Raw genomic sequence first — 20,260 nt, forward strand, 5'->3', positions numbered from 1 at the left:
AGAAAGTAGTATTGATGCAGCACCAGAGACGATTCAAGAGGGTGAGAATATCATCTATGGCGTGGGTAAAAAAGATGATCGTATTATTACGATTTTGAAAACTGAAGGATTATTGAAAAGGACATTCTAGCTTTGAAACTTGCTGTTTTTGATTTTGATTCCACATTGATGGATGGCGAAACAATAGAGTTTTTAGCTGATGCAATGGATGTTTTGCCGGAAGTAAAGTCTATCACCCAAAAAGCGATGGCAGGAGAGCTTGATTTTTATGAAAGTTTGGTTTATCGTGTTTCTTTGCTAAAAGGTATGTCTGTTTCAAGAATGAGCCAAATTTGTGAATCTTTACCTTTAATTTTGGGTGGAGCAGAACTCATCGCATGGTTAAAAAACCATCATTATAAAGTCGTGGTGATGAGCGGAGGTTTTCGCACAGCTACTCTTGCAGCAAAGAGTAAGTTGCATTTTGATGCCGATTTTAGCAATATTCTTCATCATAAAGATGGGGTATTGAGTGGTGAGGTGGGTGGAGAAATGATGTTTAGTTATTCAAAGGGTGATATGATAGAAAGACTGCAACAGATTTTAGATATTCCGAAGGAACACACATTGGCTGTGGGTGATGGTGCAAATGATCTTTCTATGTTTGCAAAAGCATCTGTTAAGGTTGCGTTTTGTGCAAAGCCTATTTTACGAGAAGCAGCTGATATTTGTATTGACCAAAAAGATTTGCGATTAATTATTCCCCATATAGAAAAGTTTTAAAATGATGAAGTTTCTGTTGTTTTTAGTCGTGCTTATCACGCTAAAAGCGGAAGAATCTTCACCTTGTATTCAAGAGGGCTTTCTTTTAAAAAATGACCGTGTAATGGTTGCAGAGAATTTATTTGATATTGAAATTTGTGTGGAACACATGCAAGATTCTAGTAGCCTTCACTTGCTTGATCTCGTGGAAATTTCTGTATTGATTAAGAGAAATCATGAGCCTTATGGAGAATTTAATTCTTATATTTTTGCAGGAGATATAAGAATTTATGCCCATAATCATCAGATTGTGATTGAAAGTTGGGGAGAAAGAGGGAATAAGAGTGTAGGCATTTTTTGGAGATTAGGAGAGAAAAATGGTATTCTTTATTTGCAGGGATATTCCCAAATTCTCAACGGAAATAAGGAGTATATCCTTTTACCTTTTGCTGGTAGGAAGCCTGATATTCCCCTGCAGGAAGTTGGGCTTGATTTGTTTAAAAAATGGAATCAAGAATGTATGGAGAAAAAACTTTGTCTAATACAAGAGAGGCGACTTCAAGAAAAACCTTCTTTAGTACCATTGTTTCGCTCCAATGAAGAGGAGAGAGAGCTTAATCTACACTTTGTTGAGGAAAATTCAACAATTCGTGGGATTGAACAAAGATTTAACTCTACAACAAAGGAGGGCAATTTATGAAAAAAATAATAAGTGTTTTTGCAATTTTCTTGCAATCTATATTTGGGCTTGATGCAATGTTTGAACCACTCTTGCAAGGGGCAAATCTCAATCATTTTGCGGAATATGCGATTGTGCAGGAACAAAAAAATTTATCTTTATTTTCTCAAGAAATTGAAAAATTCAGTTGCTTGAGCCAAGAGGGAAAAAGCCTTGCTTTGCAGGAGATTCAGCAAATGCTTATCCATAATCGTAAGGATTCAGAGTCTTTAAAAGTTTTGATTAATCAGTCTATGGAGCAATATTTGCAGGAGAATATCACTCAAGAAGAATTAAAAGTACTGAATGAGTTTTTCTTAAGTGCATACGGAAAAAAATTGACTTTATTTTTCACACAAAATAGTAAAGATCTTATTAATTATGGCCAAGAAGCTTTACAGCAGATTAGCCAAGAAGAATGGAATGAGATAAAAAAACAATGGAGTGATAAAAATATTAATATGACAGAAATTTTATATAATAAGTTCGCTGCACCTGCAATTAAACTTCGTATTTTATCTTATTTAGGTACACAAGAAGAAGGGAAACGTTTACGGGAAAGAATACAAAAATTACAGAAAATTTTTATGAATGAAGGTTGTGGAATTGACTAGTATAGCTATTGTGTTCAAGGATATCCAATGTTGTTATTAAATATTTATATTTGTGTTTATGCCATTCCAAAAATTCTTGTCTCATTGTTGCAAATTTTTCATGTGCGTAAAAAGATGCAACAATCGCCAATTTTACTCCCTCAAGCAGAATTTCAACAAGCAGGATTGTATACATTAGCTACACAGCGGTTAGAAATGTTTGAAACTTTTTTTGATGTACTAGTTTTATTTTTTTTACTTCGCTATGGATTGTTTGAATTTGAGGCTTTTTTGGATGAACAAATGTATTTTGGAGTTTTTACTTCCACATTGTATGTTTTAGGTGTTCTTTTCTTTCTTAATCTTGTTAAGATTCCTTTTGAGCTATATAAGAAATTTGTTATCGACAAACATTTTGGGTTTTTTAGGGGAAATTTGAAAGATTTTTTAATAGATAATCTTAAGTCTGTATTTTTGCTTTTTGTTTTTGGTTTACCTATTATTTTTATTGCTATCTTCATTATTACCTCTAGTCCTTATTGGTGGATTTATAGTGCTTTATTTTTATCAGTTATTATTATATTGATTAATATTTTTTATCCAACTTTAATTGCACCTTTATTTAATAAATTTATACCCTTAGAAGATGAAGTGCTTAAAACGCAAATTCAATCTTTAATGGTCAGGGCTGGATTTTCTTCAGGCGGGGTTTTTGTTGTTGATGCAAGTCGTAGAGATGGGCGGTTAAATGCGTATTTTGGTGGATTTGGAAAAACAAAACGAGTCGTACTTTTTGATACATTAATCCAGAAGGTCTCTAAAGATGAGCTACTTGCTGTGCTGGGGCATGAATTAGGTCATTTTAAACATAAGGATATTTATAAAAATATGTTATTTATTGTTGCTATGCTTACATTTTTATTATTTATTATTGCCCATATTCCCGAAGAAGTATTCCTTACAGAATCGGGTATTTCTCGGCTTCCTCATAGTATTATAGCATTTGTTATTTTATTTTCCCCTTTGGTTATTTTTTGGTTAATGCCTATTTTTGGCTTTATGAGTCGTCACAATGAATATCAAGCTGATAAATTTGGTGCGACATTGCAAAGTGCAGAATCGCTCAGGAATGCCTTGTTGGTTTTAGTGAATGAAAATAAAAGTTTTCCAAGCTCACATCCAATTTATATCTTTTTTTATTATACTCATCCCCCTCTTCTGCAAAGATTGAAAGCTTTAGGTTTTGAGTCGAATTAGAAGGTAGAGATTTGGTATGTTCTCTTTGTTAAAAATGCAAAAAAGTTGAATGCCTATGCTAATTTTTAGTTAGTTTTTGTTAGAATCACACCTCAGATACCACAGAATGCCAAAATGAGGTTTACAATGAAATATGATATTAAGAGAGTGCGAGAGATATTACCTCATCGCTTCCCTATGTTATTGGTTGATCGTGTTGTAAGTATGGAGTTAAATCAACAAATTGAGGCGTATAAAAATATCACGATTAATGAAGAAGTTTTTTGCGGACATTTTCCTTCCAAACCAATTTATCCAGGTGTTTTTATTATTGAAGGTTTAGCTCAAGCAGGGGGAATTCTTGCTTTTAGTAGTATGTTTGGTGAAGAAGTAACAAGTGAGGGTAAAATTGTTTATTTTATGAGTATTGATAAGGCAAAATTTCGTCATCCAGTTTTTCCCGGCGATTGCTTGGAGTATAAGTTGAGTGTTCTTAAACATAAGGGTAACATTTGGGTACTTGAAGGACGTGCTTACGTTGATGAAAAGCTTGTTGCTGAAGCGGAATTAAAGGCGATGATTATTGATGAGGAAAAGGCGTGAGAAAGATCGCTCCTACTGCTATTATTGAAGAAGGTGCTGAAATTGCTGACGATGTCGAAATTGGGCATTTCTGTGTTATTGGGGAGGAAGTTAAAATTGGAAAAGGTACAAAGCTTTATAATAATGTTACTTTAGCTGGGCGGACAACGCTTGGCGAGGACAACATTCTTTTTCCTTATGCTGTGCTTGGTACTGACCCTCAAGACCTGAAATACAATGGTGAAAAAAGTGAATTGATTATTGGTAACCATAATTTAATTCGTGAATTTACTATGTTTAGCCCCGGAACGGCTGGCGATCAAAACCAAACTATTATTGGTGATCATAATCTTTTTATGGCGTATGTGCATATTGCCCATGATTGTGTGATTGGTAATCATTGTATTCTGGCAAATAATGCGACTTTAGCAGGACATATTCATTTAGGGGATTATGTTAATGTAGGTGGATTGACAGGTATTCATCAATTTGTAAAAGTTGGCGATGGGGCGATGGTTGCTGGAGCTTCAGCTTTGGGGCAAGATGTGCCACCTTTTTGTATTGCTGAGGGGAATCGTGCGGTTCTTAGAGGCTTAAATCGTCATCGTCTGCGTCTATTATTTGATAATGATGAGATTGACCGCATTGCTAATTTGTATAAAAAACTCTTTTCAGGTAAACGTATCGTTCGTGAGGTTGCTGAAGAAGAACTGAGTCTCAATAATCCTTTTAGCCCTAATATAGAAAAAATGTGTAAATTTATCTTGGAATCTAAGCGGGGCATTCCCGTCATTAATCGTAATGCAAGGAGTAGCAGCGATGAGCAATAAAAAAGAGTGTAATTTTTGTGGGGCATTGGACGATCCAAATAATCCTATCTTAGCAAATATGCATAATACTGCATATATTTGTCGGAATTGTGTCATTGCTGCCTATAAGCTTTTTTTGGGAGATGGGGACCACGATATTGCTTTAGAATCTTCTAATGAAAGAGTAGACGATGTGCGTGAACTTCCGTCCCCTAAGGAATTGAAATTAGCCTTAGATGAATATGTGATTGGGCAGGAAAAGGCAAAAAAAGTTTTTTCTGTTGCTGTGTATAATCATTATAAAAGAATTTTTAAGCAAACGGACATTGATGATGATACAGAAATTGCCAAGAGTAATGTTTTACTGATTGGTGCGACAGGTAGTGGTAAAACTTTGATGGCACAGACTTTGGCAAGATTCTTAGATGTTCCGATTGCAATTAGTGATGCGACAAGTCTCACAGAGGCTGGGTATGTTGGTGAAGATGTGGAGAATATCCTTACAAGGCTTTTGCAAGCGGCAGGAGGAGATATTAAACGTGCCCAAAGAGGGATAGTTTTTATTGATGAACTTGATAAGATTTCAAGGCTTTCAGAGAATCGCTCCATCACAAGAGATGTTTCTGGTGAGGGTGTGCAGCAGGCTTTATTAAAAATTATTGAAGGGAGTGTAGTGAATATTCCTCCTAAGGGGGGCAGGAAACACCCCAACCAAGATTTTATCCAAATTGATACAAGTCATATTTTATTTATTTGTGGTGGTGCATTTGATGGAATTTTAGAAATTATTAAACGTCGTTTAGGTGGAAATACTTTAGGCTTCCATAGCCAAAAAAGAGGCAAAAGTGATGAAGGTGAGATTCTTTCCTTGGTTGAGTCTGATGACCTTGTAAGTTATGGTCTTATTCCCGAGCTAATAGGGCGCTTGCATGTTTTGACGACACTTGAAGAGTTAGATGAAGAAGCGATGCTTAGAATTCTTCAAGAACCTAAAAATGCTTTAGTTAAGCAGTATAAAAAACTTTTTGCCATGGATAAAGTTGAATTGACTTTTCAGAAGGAAGCACTAGAGGCAATTGCATCATTAGCTGTGAAACGCAAAACGGGTGCAAGAGGTTTGAGAGCGATTATTGAGGAAATTATGCTAGATTTGATGTATGAGCTACCAGAATTAAAGAATTATGAAGTAGTGATTACAAAAGAGGCAGTATTAAATAAAGAAAAGCCACTACTCATTCACAGGCAGGGTGAAAAAAGTGCTTAATAATTTCATAGTGAGGGTAAGGAATGATTGTTGATAAAGTAATTGGATTGTTTTCTTATGATATTTCTATTGACTTAGGAACAGCAAATACGATTGTGTCCGTTAAGGGACGCGGAATTGTTATTAATGAGCCGTCTGTGGTGGCGGTGCAAAATGATAAATATGGCAAGAATAAGATTCTTGCGGTTGGACGAGAGGCAAAGGAAATGGTTGGAAAAACTCCAAGTGGTATTCAGGCGGTTCGTCCAATGAAAGATGGCGTGATTGCTGATTTTGATATGACTGAAAAGATGATTCGTTATTTTATTGAAAAAACTCATCGCCGAAAGACTTTTATGCGTCCTAGAATCATTGTTTGTGTTCCTTATGGTTTAACAGGTGTTGAAAGAAAGGCGGTTAAAGAATCGGCAATGAGTGCTGGTGCAAGAGAAGTATTTTTAATTGAAGAACCAATGGCGGCAGCGATTGGAGCAGGTTTACCTATTAAAGACCCTAAAGGGAGTTTGGTTGTTGATATCGGTGGAGGTACAACAGAGATTGGCGTAATTTCACTTGGTGGGCTTGTGATTAGTAAATCTATTCGTGTTGCAGGTGATAAGTTTGATATTGCTGTTGTAGATTATGTTCGTCGTAAATATAACCTTTTGATTGGGGAACGCACGGGTGAGGAAATTAAAATTAACATTGGTTCAGCGATTAATTTAGAGAATCCTTTGAGTATGCAGGTGAAAGGACGCGACCAGGTTAGCGGTTTATTGCATACGATTGAACTAACAAGTGATGATGTAAGGGAAGCAATTAAAGAATCTCTTAAGGAAATCAGTAACGCTTTAAAAGATGTTCTTGAGAGTATGCCACCGGATTTAGCTGGAGATATTGTTGAAGACGGGGTTGCTTTAACGGGTGGCGGTGCGTTGATTCGTGGGTTGGACCGCTATCTTTCTGATATTGTTAGATTGCCTGTTTATGTTGCCGAAGAGCCTCTTTTGGCTGTTGCAAAAGGAACAGGGAGAGCATTAGAAGAGATTGACCTCTTGCAACAACTTGCTTATGAATAAGCATGAGATTGAATGTTTAAAAAACCTTTTTTATGGATTGTTCTTATTGTTCTTGTGTTCTTTATTTCCTTTAAAATTGGTGGTGAAGTTCATACACGTCTTCTAATGCTAAGTGATCACTTGAAGGGATTTTTCTTAGATGTTTATGAAGGGGTTGAAAGTTACCATAAACGCTATTTTAATCAAGCTGATGAAATTGAAATTCTCAATCAGCAACTCCATGATAAAGAATCTTTAGAGTTGCAACTAATTGCCTTGCAAGAGGAGCTTAATAATATATTGATGGTGAACTCTAGTTTTGAAACTTTTTCTTTGCATCCCAATATTGAAATAGTGCGTATCTTATCTTATGTTGAGATGGGCAATTACGAAAAAGTGTGGCTAGAACATAATTTAAAGGATATGCAAGAAGGTAAAATTTATGGACTTGTTCATGATAATATCGCAATAGGCATCGCGATTGTAACAAATGGTCGATTGCTTGGTATTTTGAATGGGCATCCTCAAAGTGTATTCAGTGTCTTTATTGGAGAGCAAAAAGTTCCGGGCATCATTAAGCCACAAAGGGGGAAGTATAACCTGTTCGCAAATTATATTCCAACTTGGCTTGGGATTAATATTGGCGATGAGGTTGTAACAAGTGGTTTAGATGGAATTTTCTTTAAAAATATTAAGGTAGGAAAGGTTGTTAATATTGAAAATTCCAGAGGGTATTTAGTCGCTGAAATTGAACCTTATCCACGCAATTATGAATTGCGTTATATTTGGTTGATTGATATTGATGAGGCTGATTTAAAAATGCCGACCCATTCTCTTGATGAGCTAGATGATGTTGTTTTTCAAGAAGAACAGAATATGACAACACCTAAAATTGAGACAAATACGACGATTAATGAAGCAGTAGAAGGAGAATAAAAGATGATTATTACACGTTTTGCACCCTCGCCTACAGGAAATTTGCATATTGGTGGCTTAAGGACAGCCCTTTTTAATTATCTTTATGCACGCATTAATGGTGGTAAATTTCTTTTGCGCATTGAAGATACTGATTTTGCAAGGAATTCTATTGATGCAAAAGAGGGTATTATTCAAGCCTTTGAATGGACGGGGCTTGACTATGACGGCGAGATAGAATATCAAAGTCGACGTATGGATATTTATAAAAAATATATCCAAAAACTCTTAGAATGTGGCAAGGCATATCATTGCTATATGACCAAAGAGGAATTAGATGAATTGCGTGAAGAGCAGAAGCAGAAGGGAGAAACTCCACGTTATGACCGTCGCTATCGAGATTTTAAGGGTGAGATTCCGCAAGGCATTCAACCTGTTGTGAGAATTAAAGCACCTTTAGAAGGGGAAATTGTTTTTGAAGATGGTATTAAGGGCGAGATAAGAATTTCTGTCAAAGAATTAGATGATTTTATTATTGCTCGCAGTGATGGCACTCCAACTTATAACTTCACAGTTGCGGTTGATGATGCGTTAATGGAGGTGAGTGATGTAATTCGAGGCGATGATCATTTAAGTAATACGCCCAAACAAATTATTGTTTATCAAGCTTTGGAGTTTAAAATTCCAAAGTTCTACCATATTCCCATGATTCTAAACCCTCAAGGCAAAAAGCTTAGCAAAAGAGACGGTGCGATGGGTGTTATGGATTATAAAAAAGGTGGTTATTTAGCGGAAGCATTGCTGAATTTTCTGGTTCGTTTGGGCTGGAGTCATCAAGATGATGAAATTTTTAGTATGCAAGAAATGCTGCAGTATTTTTCCCCAAAAGATATTAATAGTTCTGCTTCAGCATATAATCAAGATAAATTGTTATGGCTAAATCATCATTATATTAACCAAAAAACACAAGAAGAATTGGTTTTTTTGTTGCAAGATTTTGGGATTCAGAATCTAGCACCGCAAGTGGCTGAACATCTCTTTTGTGCTCTTAAGGAACGTTCTAAAACATTATTGGAATTTTGTAGTGGCTTACAAGAAGTATTAGAATCTCCGAAAAATTATGATGAAAAAATGTTTAAGAAGAATTGCAATGAGGGAGTATTGGAGTCTTTAATGCAGGCTTATAAAATTTTAGAAACGCTTGATTTTGATGTAAAAGGTAAGGTGCTAGAAGAATCTTTTCAAGAAAAAGCTAAAGAATCTTTTATTGCTAAACCCTCCCAACTTTTTTTACCTTTGCGTTTAGGATTGCTTGGAAAAGGTGGCGGAGTACCTATTTTTGACGCGATGGTAAGCATTGGAAAAGAGGAAACAATTGCACGCATTCAAGCTTTAATTGTTGCGATTAGGCAAGTTCTTATGAAGAATTAACGCTTAGTTAATGAAAAAACATTATAATATAGCATACCAAAATATTTATGAGGAGTTTAGAATGAAAAAAATGTGTTTAGCTACATTGTTAGCCATGTCTGTTACAGCTTTAAATGCTGCACCTTATACCCTTGATACTGCAAATTCAGCGGTTAAATTTAGCGTTTCTCATCTTAAGCTCACACAGGTTGATGGGACATTTAAAGAGATTGCGGGTAAGATTGACTATGAAGGCGATAAACTTCAAATTTTAGAAGGAAGTGTTGCGATTAAGTCTATTGACACTGCAAATGAAAAACGAGATGCCCACTTGAATGCACCTGATATGTTTGATTCTGCAAAGCATCCTAGTATTAACTTCAAAATGACAAAATTTGAAGCAGGTAAGATTTATGGTGATTTAACAATTAAAACAACAACAAAGCCGATTGTTCTTGATGCAAAAGTGAATGCAACAGGTAATAATTTAGGCATCGAAGCCACAACAAAAATTAAGAGAAGTGATTTTGGCATCACTTGGGATAGTGTGTTTAAGGATAATGCGGTTGGAGATGAGGTTACAATCAATCTAAACCTTAAGGCGACAAAAGCCTAAAATCCAAAAACCTTGAATGTGGCCTACATTCAAGGTTACCTTGACTTTTATATCTTCTGGTCAAGAATTCTGACTTCCCCATTTTCCACTTGTGTCATTATCTCATTAAAAACACTTTCAACATCACTGTTTGGATTGTTAGCTTGGGATTGGATTGAGCTTAAACTCGTGCTTCCAAAAACGGCTTGTAGAGCTTCTCTTTCAGTGGCACTCAAGGCACTTACATTTCCATCTGCCTGTTGGAGTTTGCTTAAAGCCCTAGCCGCCTCTAGTTGTTGCTCGAGTAATTCTTCTTCTTCGGATTTTTCAGATTCTTGGATATTCACATCCCCTAGCGGATTATTTGTTGGATTGAATAAGCTTTTTTCCTGTATAAAAGCTGAGGCAGTGCCGGGCATTCCCTGACCTTGATGGGCTAAAGAATAGAGTTTAGTCATTGGGTTTTCTTTATAAGCTCCACCAATCGCCTTTTTCATTTCGTTAAAAACTTCTTCCTGAGTTTTAATATCAAAATTTCCTATAACGCCATCTAAATCGCTATCTTGCGTTAAGGTTTTATCAAGTGCACCTGCTAGAGTATCACTCCTAGTCGCAAGATTATCAAAGCTCACCACACCACCAATCTCTTCTTCTGAAATGTACTGCCAAGCAATACCCTCCACATTGATAGCCTTTACATTTTTTTGGACTAAGTCATGTGTAACGATTGTGCCATAGCCATCTTTAAGTTTCTTGCTTTCTTCTTGGTCAAGCACTCCATCTTTGTTAATATCGTTTGTTAAATAGCCACGTTTATAAGCAATATCATCAAACCAACCACTTACAAGCTCTTCTGCTTTTCCTTTCAAACGCACAGAACCATCTTGATTTTGGATTAAATCCCGATTCCCAAATTTTGCCTTTAGTTTTTCAAGGTTTTCACTAGAAAGCTCTACACTCACATTTTGCCCACTTCTTGAGTCCTCAAAGATAACTTTTGTTGTAGAAGATGCGTTTGTTTGCTTAAACGATTGTCCTATTGCAGATTCTTCAAGAGATGTCGTTTTATCTGTATTTTTAAGAGAAACATTCGCTTTCTTGAAAATCGTTAAATCTGTTGCATTGACGTTGAACTGTGTATTTAAAAATGTTACATTTCCCATGTTTTCTCCTTTAAGAAATAGTGAGGAGATATCTCCCTCTTAAAATTATCTACATTTTCATAGATAGCCTTTTTGTAAAATTTTACCCCCACTAATTGAGACATTATCCATTATAGCTAATTAATCTGAATGATAGCTTAAATATGTTATTGTTTAAGCTATTTCAGTTTTAATGAGAAAAAGGTATCAATAAAGCCATAAAACCCAAAGTAAACCGCCAACAATAAGAATAATCCATAGACAAAATGCAAGCAAGAATGCTTTTTTACCCATTGCAATAAATTTTTTTAAATCGATTTGTAATCCTAAAGCGACCATCGCCATTGTTAAAAAGAAGGTGGCGAGGAATTGTAGGGTTTGTTTGAGTTCTGTAGGAATAGAAACAAGTGAATTGCATATAATTGCCAACAAAAAGAGGAATGCAAAATAAGGAATAAATAGTGTTTTCTTATTGTCTTTTTGAAGGGAAAAAAGGTAAGGAATAATAAATAAAACAGGCACAAGTAGAATTACGCGAATCATTTTAATTAAAATCGCTACACTTTGTGTTTCTTGACTAATAGCACTTCCAGCTCCAACAACATTTGCAACTTCGTGCAATGTTGCTCCAATATACACACCCATTTGTGATTCATTCAAAGGAATAAGATCTAATGCGTAAGCAAGAGGGTATAAAAGCATACTTAAAAGTCCAAAAATAACAACACTTCCTACCGCTACAATGCCCTTTGAGGGTTCAGAACGTAAAGAAGACTCCAAAGCAAGTACGGCTGCTGCTCCACAAATTGCACTTCCACCACTTACGAGTATGGCCATTTCTCTATCTAAACCCAAATAATGTCCAATTAAAATGCCTAAAGCAAGAATACAGATAACAACAATAATAGCCGTTAAGATTCCGAATGCACCAACGGAAGCAACTTCAGAAAATGAAATATTGAAACCATAAAGAATAATACCTAGTCGCAAAAGTTTTTTTGCACTGAATGTTACACCTTTTTCAAATTGTGGTTGATAATTGCGATAGAATAAAAATAAGCACCCACCTAAAAACACAGCAATAATGAGAGGGGACAAGTGGTAGACTTGAATGAAAGAGAGGTGACTAAGAATTAAGGCGATGATACTTAAAATCCCAACTAACCCTAAGCCTTGAATGTAGCCTATGGCTTGAAGTTGCATTTTTACTCCTTATTTTTAGGGAATTATATCACACAATCAATGGTTGACAATCAATCATCTTTTTAGTTCATTTAAGAGTCAATGAGTGTTTTGCTTTAAAGATGTTTGTGTTAAAATGCTAACAAAAATAAGACTCTTAATAGATAAGGTGATAAGCAATGTTTTTTAAAAGTAAAAAAGCTGAAGGAGCTAAGGTTAAAACTGACATTGTGGGTTTATATCTTAAGGAAAATCAAATCCAAAGTAAGCTTTCTTCGTTGTCGATAGTTCCAAAGTTAGTTTTGGGTTATGTGATGCCCAATATGGATTTTCAAAGAGTGAGTACTGCAATCAAGAATGCTTTGCCACAAGATTGTTTTTTAGTAATGTCGAGTTCTTCCGGACTTCTGTGTAGTATGGATAATCAAGAGCCAAGCGATAAATTTTATGGTGAGGGTATGGAAAATGAGGGTATTGCCTTGCAAGTTTTTTCCTCCTCTATGATTGATAATGTGCATATTGCTAGTGTTGATTTGGGTTTGCATATTCAAACTCCAGATGAGCAAATTGCTTTTATAGAAAAGGAATTACAAAAGATTCAAGTCCCATTTAGGGTGCAATACGATAACACATTTGCCTATACTTTGATAGATGGTTTGAGTGCAAGTGAGAGTTTTTTTATGGAGGCGATTTATAATGTCGGAAAACTTCCTTGTCTTTATGTGGGTGGTAGTGCGGGTGGAAAGCTTGATTTTAAAAACACTTATATTTATAACAATGAAAAAATCATTCAAGCTCACACCGTAATAACTTATATCAAGTTAAAACCTAACTATCATTTTGGGATATTCAAATCTCAAAACTTTGAGCCAACATCGGATAAATTCACAGTGTTGTCAGCGGATATTAAGAAGCGGAGTGTATCTTTGTTTTTAGACACAAAAAATAAAGTGGCAATCAAGGCTATTGATGCATTGAGTAATTTTTTCAACTGCAATGCAGAAGAAGTCCCGAATAGAATGAAGGATTATACTTTTGGGGTTAAAATCAATGATGAAATTTATGTTCGTTCAATTGCGTCATTCGATATTGAAAATAAAGTGATTCATTTTTATTGTGATATTGCAAGTGCTGAAGAGCTTATTTTGCTTAAAAAAATTGACTTTATTACTTCTACCAATAAAGATTACGAACAATTTTCTCTTTCAAAGCCAACACCTATAGGGGCTATATTTAATGATTGTATTTTACGACGATTAAATAATAGTGATAAAACTAATTCCCTTAAAACCTTTAGGCATTTTCCAGTTGTTGGGTTTTCGACATTTGGGGAGCTTTTGGGGGTAAACATTAATGAGACTTTGACAGCGATATTTTTCTATAAAACGCAAGGTGAATTTAGAGACGATTTTATGGAGATATTCATTCAACGATATAGTCGCTTTAAAGCCTATTTTCTTCAAAGAAAATTGCAACGTTTAAGCCTAATTAATCATATTAATTACACAATGTTAGAGCAATTAAAATCAAGTTTTCCTGTTATTGCCAATGTTTCTAATACCCTAAAAAATGCTTCTGATGATTTTATGCAGGTTAAGGATAGTCTTGATCAGATGGATGCAAATTTTAATGAATTTGCAAGCTATTTAGCCCAAAGTTTACAATCAGGAAGCGATAGTATCAATCTAGAAGCAGATATTCATAAGCTTTTGGAAAACATTAATCACCTCACTAGAATTTTTGAAATTATTTCAGATATTGCTGACCAAACCAATCTCCTTGCACTCAATGCCGCTATAGAAGCTGCACGTGCAGGAGAGCATGGACGCGGTTTTGCTGTTGTGGCTGATGAGGTGAGAAAGTTGGCTGAGAGAACACAAACAAGTTTGAAAGAAACGGAATTGTCTGTTAAATCTGTTGTGGAGACTGTGCATATCATTGAGAATAATGTTAAGCATACAAGCGAAAATATGCTTGATGTTTCAGGAAAATCAAGTTCTATTTCAGATATTATTTCCCATTTGGTTGATTCTGGTAGTAAGATTTCTAAAGAGCTAACAGGAAAAGGGCAGGAAGGTTTGATGCTTGAACAAGAGCTAGACAAAATCAAAGCTTATGAATATATTTTGCAGATTCTAAGGCAATAAATAAAACTTTCCTGCATCAAGTAAGAGAAGCCAATTTGAATAAATATTGACTTCTCTTTGAATTATTTTGTTTTATAAATAACCGGCTACTTTTGCTAAAACATAACCGATAACACAAGAGCTAAACACACCAATCAGTCCGGGTATGATAAAACTGTGATTGATGACAAATTTTCCAATATGTGTTGTACCGGTGCGATCGAATTGAATGGTTGCTAAATCACTAGGATAGGTGGGTAAAATATAGTATCCATAGCATGCTGCTGCAAATGCGACAATAATTCCTGGTTCAACCCCAATTCCTAACGCAAGAGGAACAAAAGCTGCAAGTGCTGCCGCTTGCGAATTAACAAATTTTGAGATTAGTAAAAGCATAATAGCATATGTCCAAGGATGATTTTCAACAACTCCGCCAAGCAAACTTTTCATCATTGGCGTATGGACAGCAAACATTGTATCTGCCATCCACGAGATTCCAAATACAGCAACAAGTGCAATCATTCCTGATTTAAAAATCTCATTATTGCCAATTTTTTTGGTGTCTACATTCGTGAAAATAATCATCAAAGCTCCAGCAAGAAGCATAAATGCTTGGATAACATTTACCATAGAAATAGAATCCATTAAAGGTTCATTTAATTTATTTGTTTGTGGAATAACTTTAATCTCTCCAGAGTCCACAGCTTCCTGAAATTTGCTTTTTTCAGAATCTGCATTTTTTATTTGGCTAAATCCAATTTTTGAAAGGTCAATTACACCTTTATTTTCACCATTTGGCGTCCATCGTAAGGTTTGTTCTTGCAAATGTGTCTCATAAGCCTTTTTTTGTCCCCATTGTGGCTTAAGTGTGTCAAATGCACCAATCAAGGCAACCAAAGCAATTGCACCTAAGAAAATCCACATTGCTATCCAGTCTTTTGTAGGGAGTTTTACATCTAATAGTGTTTTAGAATCCCCATAAACATATGTTTTAAATTCAGGATCTTTTAATTTTGCTTGAAACTCTTCATCTTTATCTAAATCTTTTCCTCTAAACCAGCTGAAAATTCCAACACAAAGTACACCAAAAAGGGTGCTGGGGATAGTAATTTGAAGTAGGCTGATATAGCCATCAAATCCAGCAAGTTTATGGTCGGCTGCAAGTAAGAATGCGGTTAAGCTGACAACGGCAACAGACACAGGGGAAGCAATTATGCCCATTTGTGAAGATACAGAAGCTGCTGCCATCGGTCGTTCTGGACGAATTCCATTCTTAATTGCAATATCATAGATGATGGGCATAATCGTGTAAACAACATGCCCGGTACCACACAAAATAGTTAAAAAACATGTTACAAAAGGAGCAAGAATTGTCAAGAATTTTGGATTTTTGCGTAAAATTTTCTCTGCAATTTGTAACATTACATCTAAACCTCCACTTGCTTGTAAAGTTGCACTTGCAATAACGACAGCCAAAATAGTCAGCATTACATCAACGGCAGGTTTTCCAGGTTTGATATGAAATATAAATACAAGCATCAAGATTCCGATGCCACCTAAAAGCCCAAGCGCAATTCCCCCTTTTCTTGCCCCATAAAAGAGGCAAATAAGCACAACAATTAATTGAATGCCAAATTGCATTCCCTCACTGAGATGAGCAAAAAAATTCATCTTAAGTTTTCCCTTCCTGAAAATTTATTTTGAGACAGGAATTTTACCATATTAACATTTAATTTTTCTATATAATGGATAGGAATTCAGCCTAGAAGAGGAATGGGGGCAAAATATTAGTTGTTCAGAGTTTGATAATATGTACTTTTAATTGATTTTAAGGGGGTATTATAATATTATTCATAACAACAAAATCAAGGAATTTAATATCTTTTGGGCTGAATTATTACAAATTTTAAGTAGCTTATGATAAGAGAGATTTAGGTAAATAATGATTAAATATATTCCATACTTTAAGGATACGATACAAGGGCAGGCGATTTTGGATAATCGTGTCTGTGCACTCAAGTGTCAAAGTAATGATAGGCTTAAAGATAATTTGAGGCGAGGAATGCCCCTTTATGAGACACAAAAGTTAGAGCAAGTGGGGGATAGGAATGAGAATCTCCTCATTCGTGGTGAGTGTTTAAGTGCTTGTGCATATTTGAGAGACAAAGGAATTGAGGTGGATTTAGTCTATATCGACCCACCTTTTGCAAGTGGGGCAGACTATGCGAAAAAAGTCTATTTGAGACGCAATCCTAAAATCACCCAGATGATGGAGGAGGCAGAATCTCAAATTAAGATGAGCAAGGAATGTAAAAGTTTTGAAGAAAAAATGTATGGGGATATTTGGAACAAAGAAGATTATTTGAATTGGATGTATGAGAATCTCTTAGCGATAAAAAGTGTGATGAGCAAAAATGCAAGTATCTATGTACATTTGGATTGGCATATTGGGCATTATGTGAAGATTTTGCTTGATGAGATTTTTGGGGAGGATAATTTTGTTAATGAAATTGTGTGGGGGTACAGAATTCAAGGTGTAGGTAAGGGTTGTTGGGGTAGGAAGCATGACACAATATTTTTCTATAAAAAATCAAATGCATATATTTTTAATCCTGAGAAAGAAAATGTTATTTATACGTGTCCATTTATGGACACAAAAGTAAGAAGTCCAGATTTGAGCAAGATACCAGATAAAGAAAAGGCAAAAATTATTCAACAGATAAAAGAAAATAAACCTATAAAAGATAAGTATAAAAAATTATTATTTAATGAATATTATACAAATGTTTTTGTCAGAGATGTATGGGATTGCGATGATACAAGGCCTATTATAAGTGGTTCAACAGAATATTTAGATTATAAAACCCAAAAACCGGAGGGTTTGCTTAAACGTATCATTAAAGCAAGTAGTAATGAAAATATGATAGTAGCAGATTTTTTTGGTGGGAGTGGCGTGGCTGCAGCAGTTGCCCATAAGTTAAAGAGAAAGTTTATTCATGTAGATGTAGGGATAAATTCTATTCAAATCACGCGTGATAGGCTTAAAGAGTTAAAGGCAGATTTTGAAATTATGGAGGTACAAGACGGAATCTCATTGTTTAGGAATCCGATTCAAACAATGGACAAGCTAAAAAGTGTCATTTATGGACTTACAGATAACGACAAGTTAGATAAAACATATTGGCTAGGTTCTATCCATGATAGCCAACTAGGAGTAATTCCGGTGTATGTTCCTAACTTGCTTGATAGTGCAAGTAGAATCTTTGATAAGGTAACGACAGATACAATATTACGCAAGGCTATCCCTAAGCTTAATAATGAGATAAAAAAGGTGATTTGCTATTATGTAGAAATAAGTGATAAAAAAGAGATTGAAAATTTTATTAAGGATGACAATAACACACTTGTAAAAATCGAGCTAAGGGATTTAAAGGAACTCTTAGATAGTGTGATAGAGAGTGATTATATCGAGTATGAATTAAAAGAATTAAGTGAAAATGGAGCTGGATTTGAATTAAGTATTACACAATTTATGAGTGATAGAGTTATGACAAAAATCAAGGAATATAATGGCAGAAAGGAAGTTCAAAGGTTAAAGAATGGTAAAGAATTTACCCCTCTTATGATAAGCGAAAGTGGTTTAGAGCTCATCGAGCTTATCTCACTTGATTGTACAAATAAAAGGGGTGAATGGAAAAGTGATAGCGAGGTAAAAATTGATAGAAAATCATTTGTAACATATAATGGTGTAAAAACGAGGGAGTTCTGGAATGGCAAAATTACTTGTGAGACAAAGCCTTTGCGATTAAAAGTACGCAATATCTGTGGTGATGAGAGTATTATTGCAATTAATTCTAAAATGCTTCAAGAACACTTAATGGATAGTTTATGATATTTGCTATTTTTTTAATTTCACTCATATTTATTTTTTGGCGTCCATTCCAGCTTCCTATTTGGGTGTTTTCTACGCTTGGGGCAATTTGTGTTATTTTGTTTGGAGTTTTGGGGATTATCAATTTTCATTCTAATGATATATGGACAATTTTTTCCATCGTATGGGATAGCTCTTTGAGTTTAATTGGACTTATCATCATTACTTTTTGTTTGGAATCTATCGGTTTTTTTGATTATATAGCACAACATATTATTATGCTTTCTCTCAAAAAAAATAAAAAAAATAATATGAATAATACTTTGACTTTAAACACATATAAGCTTTTAATTCTTTTATTTATTTTTACGAGTTTAATGAGTGCAATTTTTAGTAATGATGGAGCAATTCTCATTCTTACCCCAGTTATTTTGGCAATATTTGCAAAAATCGAACATTCCACAAAAACACTGATTGCAACATTACTTGGCGTTGGGTTTTTGTGCGATAGTGCCTCAAATGCTTTAGTTATTTCTAATTTAACAAATATTTTGACGGCAAGATATTTTCATATTCAATTTAGTGAATTTGCTCAAGTAATGTTTTTACCTAATTTGCTTTCCATATTAAGTAGCATTATTTTATTTTTTATTATTTTTTGGAAGGTTCTACCTAAAGAGTTCAATATTAAGAGCTATTCAATGTTGGATGCAAAAATCAGTCAAACCCTTTTTCTGTTTTGTCTTATATTGTTGGTATGTTTCATTTTTACTTTATTGTGGGCGGAATCATTAAAATTTGAAACAAGCAGTTTCGGTATACTTATCTTTGCTTTTATTTTTATGTTTATTGCGTATTTTAAGCATAAAAATCATCTTTTTGCTATCATTAAAAATGCACCTTTTTCTGTTTTAGTTTTTAGTTTTGGATTGTATATTATTGTTTTTGCTTTGCATAAAGATGGTCTTGGTGAAGTTTTAACAGCTTTTTATGTACAGATAGAATCTTATGGAGAATTTGCTCCTTTTATTGTAGGTTTACTATCTAGTGTTGGCTCGGCATTTTTTAATAATTTACCTATGGTGATGCTTGGAGATTTGTCGTTAAAGCAATATTTTATGGATTATGGAGGAAGTGAGAATTTTTTATATGCTCATCTGCTTGCATGTAATATTGGTGCAAAACTTACACCAATAGGTTCTTTAGCGACGCTTCTTTGGCTAATGGTTTTGGCAGATAGGGGAATAAAGATTAGCTTTCTTTCATATTTGAAGTTTAGTTTTATTATTGCACTCCCAACACTTTTTATTGCAATTTTAGGATTGGGGCTAAAATAAGCAAGAATTAAGTCATGCTCGCATACCACTTCTGTATTATCATATTTATTAATCAAAAGCCCCCTTTTTTATTATCATTGTGTAGTCAATATTCCCTTTCTTGATGTGCCATTGTCATAATGCTTTCATTTTCTCTGTATCCGCTTTACTCTTGTATTTGGGCAAATTAGATAAAAAATGAGAATCTCTTTTAAAATATAACTTGTGACTAGGCATTTTATAAATATGCGTTTTGTGAGATGAGAAATAGTGAGTAAATTTTTATACATCAAAGGAGATGTGCAGGAAATCTTAATTCTGACTTATGTTATAATGCTCCCTAAATTCAAAGGAATAAAGTGTTAAAAAGTATTGGAATTTTTATTTTGGCGGCATTTTTAGAAGTCGGTGGTGGGTATTTAGTGTGGTTGTGGCTAAAAGAAGAAAAATCTGTGGTGATTGGTGTAACCGGAATGATATTATTAGCCTTGTATGGAATTGTGGCAACATTACAGACTGAGGGTTTTGGTAGAGTGTATGCAGCTTATGGTGGAATTTTTATTGTTTTTTCTATTTTTTGGGCGATGAAATTTGATGAATTTAAGCCAGATATGTGGGACATTATTGGGGCAATTATCGCTCTTGTCGGAGTTGGAATTATGATGTATGCACCACGTTCTTGAATTTGATGTACTTTTATAGATTATTTTTATTAGCTTGAGT

General features: G+C 34.7%; 18 protein-coding genes. 15 read left to right on the plus strand and 3 right to left on the minus strand.

Features of this window, described 5'->3' with window-relative positions:
- Nucleotides 1-132: 132 nt before the first annotated feature.
- From serB to CCZ01_RS08635, 11 genes are all read left to right on the plus strand, one after another.
- Nucleotides 133-762, plus strand: coding sequence for a phosphoserine phosphatase SerB (gene serB / locus CCZ01_RS08585; protein ID WP_112052809.1), 630 nt, complete (start codon nucleotides 133-135; stop codon nucleotides 760-762).
- Between the two features lies 1 nt (nucleotide 763).
- Nucleotides 764-1,441: a hypothetical protein gene (locus tag CCZ01_RS08590; RefSeq protein WP_112052810.1), complete on the plus strand. Its 678-nt coding sequence runs from the start codon at nucleotides 764-766 to the stop codon at nucleotides 1,439-1,441.
- Nucleotides 1,438-2,073, plus strand: coding sequence for a hypothetical protein (locus CCZ01_RS08595; RefSeq protein WP_112052811.1), 636 nt, complete (start codon nucleotides 1,438-1,440; stop codon nucleotides 2,071-2,073). Before CCZ01_RS08590 ends, CCZ01_RS08595 begins: the two co-directional genes overlap by 4 nt.
- A gap of 27 nt (nucleotides 2,074-2,100) precedes the next feature.
- Entirely contained in the window at nucleotides 2,101-3,309 is a 1,209-nt protein-coding gene (locus tag CCZ01_RS08600) for a M48 family metallopeptidase (RefSeq protein WP_112052812.1), read from the plus strand.
- 126 nt (nucleotides 3,310-3,435) lie between these two features.
- Nucleotides 3,436-3,891, plus strand: a complete 456-nt coding sequence (gene fabZ / locus CCZ01_RS08605; protein WP_112052813.1) for a 3-hydroxyacyl-ACP dehydratase FabZ — start codon at nucleotides 3,436-3,438, stop codon at nucleotides 3,889-3,891.
- Nucleotides 3,888-4,700 (plus strand): acyl-ACP--UDP-N-acetylglucosamine O-acyltransferase, encoded by an 813-nt coding sequence (gene lpxA, locus CCZ01_RS08610; protein WP_112052814.1) that lies wholly within the window; start codon nucleotides 3,888-3,890, stop codon nucleotides 4,698-4,700. The genes fabZ and lpxA overlap by 4 nt, the downstream gene beginning before the upstream one ends.
- Nucleotides 4,690-5,943 carry an ATP-dependent protease ATP-binding subunit ClpX gene (gene clpX / locus CCZ01_RS08615; RefSeq protein ID WP_112052815.1) on the plus strand — a complete coding sequence of 418 codons (1,254 nt, stop codon included), beginning with the start codon at nucleotides 4,690-4,692 and terminating at the stop codon, nucleotides 5,941-5,943. The genes lpxA and clpX overlap by 11 nt, the downstream gene beginning before the upstream one ends.
- 23 nt (nucleotides 5,944-5,966) lie before the next feature.
- Entirely contained in the window at nucleotides 5,967-7,001 is a 1,035-nt protein-coding gene (locus tag CCZ01_RS08620) for a rod shape-determining protein (protein ID WP_112052816.1), read from the plus strand.
- 12 nt (nucleotides 7,002-7,013) lie between these two features.
- Nucleotides 7,014-7,916 carry a rod shape-determining protein MreC gene (gene mreC / locus CCZ01_RS08625; RefSeq protein WP_112052817.1) on the plus strand — a complete coding sequence of 301 codons (903 nt, stop codon included), beginning with the start codon at nucleotides 7,014-7,016 and terminating at the stop codon, nucleotides 7,914-7,916.
- 3 nt (nucleotides 7,917-7,919) lie between these two features.
- Entirely contained in the window at nucleotides 7,920-9,326 is a 1,407-nt protein-coding gene (gene gltX, locus CCZ01_RS08630; RefSeq protein ID WP_112052818.1) for a glutamate--tRNA ligase, read from the plus strand.
- A 61-nt stretch (nucleotides 9,327-9,387) separates the two neighbouring features.
- Nucleotides 9,388-9,921, plus strand: a complete 534-nt coding sequence (locus tag CCZ01_RS08635; RefSeq protein WP_112052819.1) for a YceI family protein — start codon at nucleotides 9,388-9,390, stop codon at nucleotides 9,919-9,921.
- A 47-nt stretch (nucleotides 9,922-9,968) separates the two neighbouring features.
- Here the strand turns inward: CCZ01_RS08635 and CCZ01_RS08640 are convergent, their stop codons facing one another.
- The gene (locus tag CCZ01_RS08640) at nucleotides 9,969-11,063 is read right to left on the minus strand and encodes a PHP domain-containing protein (RefSeq protein ID WP_112052820.1); all 1,095 of its coding nucleotides are present in this window, start codon (nucleotides 11,061-11,063) and stop codon (nucleotides 9,969-9,971) included.
- Between the two features lie 186 nt (nucleotides 11,064-11,249).
- Nucleotides 11,250-12,245: a YeiH family protein gene (locus CCZ01_RS08645; RefSeq protein WP_112052821.1), complete on the minus strand. Its 996-nt coding sequence runs from the start codon at nucleotides 12,243-12,245 to the stop codon at nucleotides 11,250-11,252.
- Between the two features lie 158 nt (nucleotides 12,246-12,403).
- On the opposite strand from CCZ01_RS08645, the gene CCZ01_RS10925 reads away from it, so the two are divergent.
- Nucleotides 12,404-14,371, plus strand: coding sequence for a methyl-accepting chemotaxis protein (locus tag CCZ01_RS10925; protein WP_112052822.1), 1,968 nt, complete (start codon nucleotides 12,404-12,406; stop codon nucleotides 14,369-14,371).
- Nucleotides 14,372-14,443: 72 nt separating this feature from the next.
- On the opposite strand, the gene CCZ01_RS08655 is transcribed toward CCZ01_RS10925, so the two are convergent.
- Entirely contained in the window at nucleotides 14,444-16,021 is a 1,578-nt protein-coding gene (locus tag CCZ01_RS08655) for an anaerobic C4-dicarboxylate transporter (protein ID WP_112052823.1), read from the minus strand.
- 271 nt (nucleotides 16,022-16,292) lie between these two features.
- Between CCZ01_RS08655 and CCZ01_RS08660 the strand changes: the two genes are divergently transcribed.
- The 3 genes from CCZ01_RS08660 (at nucleotide 16,293) to CCZ01_RS08670 (ending at nucleotide 20,220) form a co-directional block, all read left to right on the plus strand.
- Entirely contained in the window at nucleotides 16,293-18,242 is a 1,950-nt protein-coding gene (locus CCZ01_RS08660; protein ID WP_220106549.1) for a DNA methyltransferase, read from the plus strand.
- A complete protein-coding gene (locus CCZ01_RS08665; protein ID WP_112052825.1) occupies nucleotides 18,239-19,558 on the plus strand; it encodes an arsenic transporter in 1,320 nt (439 codons plus the stop codon). Before CCZ01_RS08660 ends, CCZ01_RS08665 begins: the two co-directional genes overlap by 4 nt.
- A 338-nt stretch (nucleotides 19,559-19,896) precedes the next feature.
- Nucleotides 19,897-20,220 (plus strand): YnfA family protein, encoded by a 324-nt coding sequence (locus CCZ01_RS08670; protein ID WP_112052826.1) that lies wholly within the window; start codon nucleotides 19,897-19,899, stop codon nucleotides 20,218-20,220.
- The last annotated feature ends 40 nt before the right edge of the window (nucleotides 20,221-20,260 follow it).

This window comes from Helicobacter monodelphidis (assembly GCF_003288845.1).
GTDB lineage: Bacteria > Campylobacterota > Campylobacteria > Campylobacterales > Helicobacteraceae > NHYN01.

What these genes read in the sequence shown, in the direction of transcription:
- gltX (WP_112052818.1), top strand. Translation starts at nt 7,920, where the DNA reads ATGATTATTACACGTTTTGCACCCTCGCCTACAGGAAATTTGCATATT.
- CCZ01_RS08660 (WP_220106549.1), top strand. Translation starts at nt 16,293, where the DNA reads ATGATTAAATATATTCCATACTTTAAGGATACGATACAAGGGCAGGCG.
- CCZ01_RS08645 (WP_112052821.1), bottom strand. Translation starts at nt 12,245, where the DNA reads ATGCAACTTCAAGCCATAGGCTACATTCAAGGCTTAGGGTTAGTTGGG.
- CCZ01_RS08635 (WP_112052819.1), top strand. Translation starts at nt 9,388, where the DNA reads ATGAAAAAAATGTGTTTAGCTACATTGTTAGCCATGTCTGTTACAGCT.
- CCZ01_RS08665 (WP_112052825.1), top strand. Translation starts at nt 18,239, where the DNA reads ATGATATTTGCTATTTTTTTAATTTCACTCATATTTATTTTTTGGCGT.
- fabZ (WP_112052813.1), top strand. Translation starts at nt 3,436, where the DNA reads ATGAAATATGATATTAAGAGAGTGCGAGAGATATTACCTCATCGCTTC.
- clpX (WP_112052815.1), top strand. Translation starts at nt 4,690, where the DNA reads ATGAGCAATAAAAAAGAGTGTAATTTTTGTGGGGCATTGGACGATCCA.
- CCZ01_RS08620 (WP_112052816.1), top strand. Translation starts at nt 5,967, where the DNA reads ATGATTGTTGATAAAGTAATTGGATTGTTTTCTTATGATATTTCTATT.
- CCZ01_RS08655 (WP_112052823.1), bottom strand. Translation starts at nt 16,021, where the DNA reads ATGAATTTTTTTGCTCATCTCAGTGAGGGAATGCAATTTGGCATTCAA.
- CCZ01_RS08640 (WP_112052820.1), bottom strand. Translation starts at nt 11,063, where the DNA reads ATGGGAAATGTAACATTTTTAAATACACAGTTCAACGTCAATGCAACA.
- CCZ01_RS08600 (WP_112052812.1), top strand. Translation starts at nt 2,101, where the DNA reads ATGTTGTTATTAAATATTTATATTTGTGTTTATGCCATTCCAAAAATT.
- CCZ01_RS08595 (WP_112052811.1), top strand. Translation starts at nt 1,438, where the DNA reads ATGAAAAAAATAATAAGTGTTTTTGCAATTTTCTTGCAATCTATATTT.
- CCZ01_RS08590 (WP_112052810.1), top strand. Translation starts at nt 764, where the DNA reads ATGATGAAGTTTCTGTTGTTTTTAGTCGTGCTTATCACGCTAAAAGCG.
- mreC (WP_112052817.1), top strand. Translation starts at nt 7,014, where the DNA reads ATGTTTAAAAAACCTTTTTTATGGATTGTTCTTATTGTTCTTGTGTTC.
- CCZ01_RS10925 (WP_112052822.1), top strand. Translation starts at nt 12,404, where the DNA reads ATGTTTTTTAAAAGTAAAAAAGCTGAAGGAGCTAAGGTTAAAACTGAC.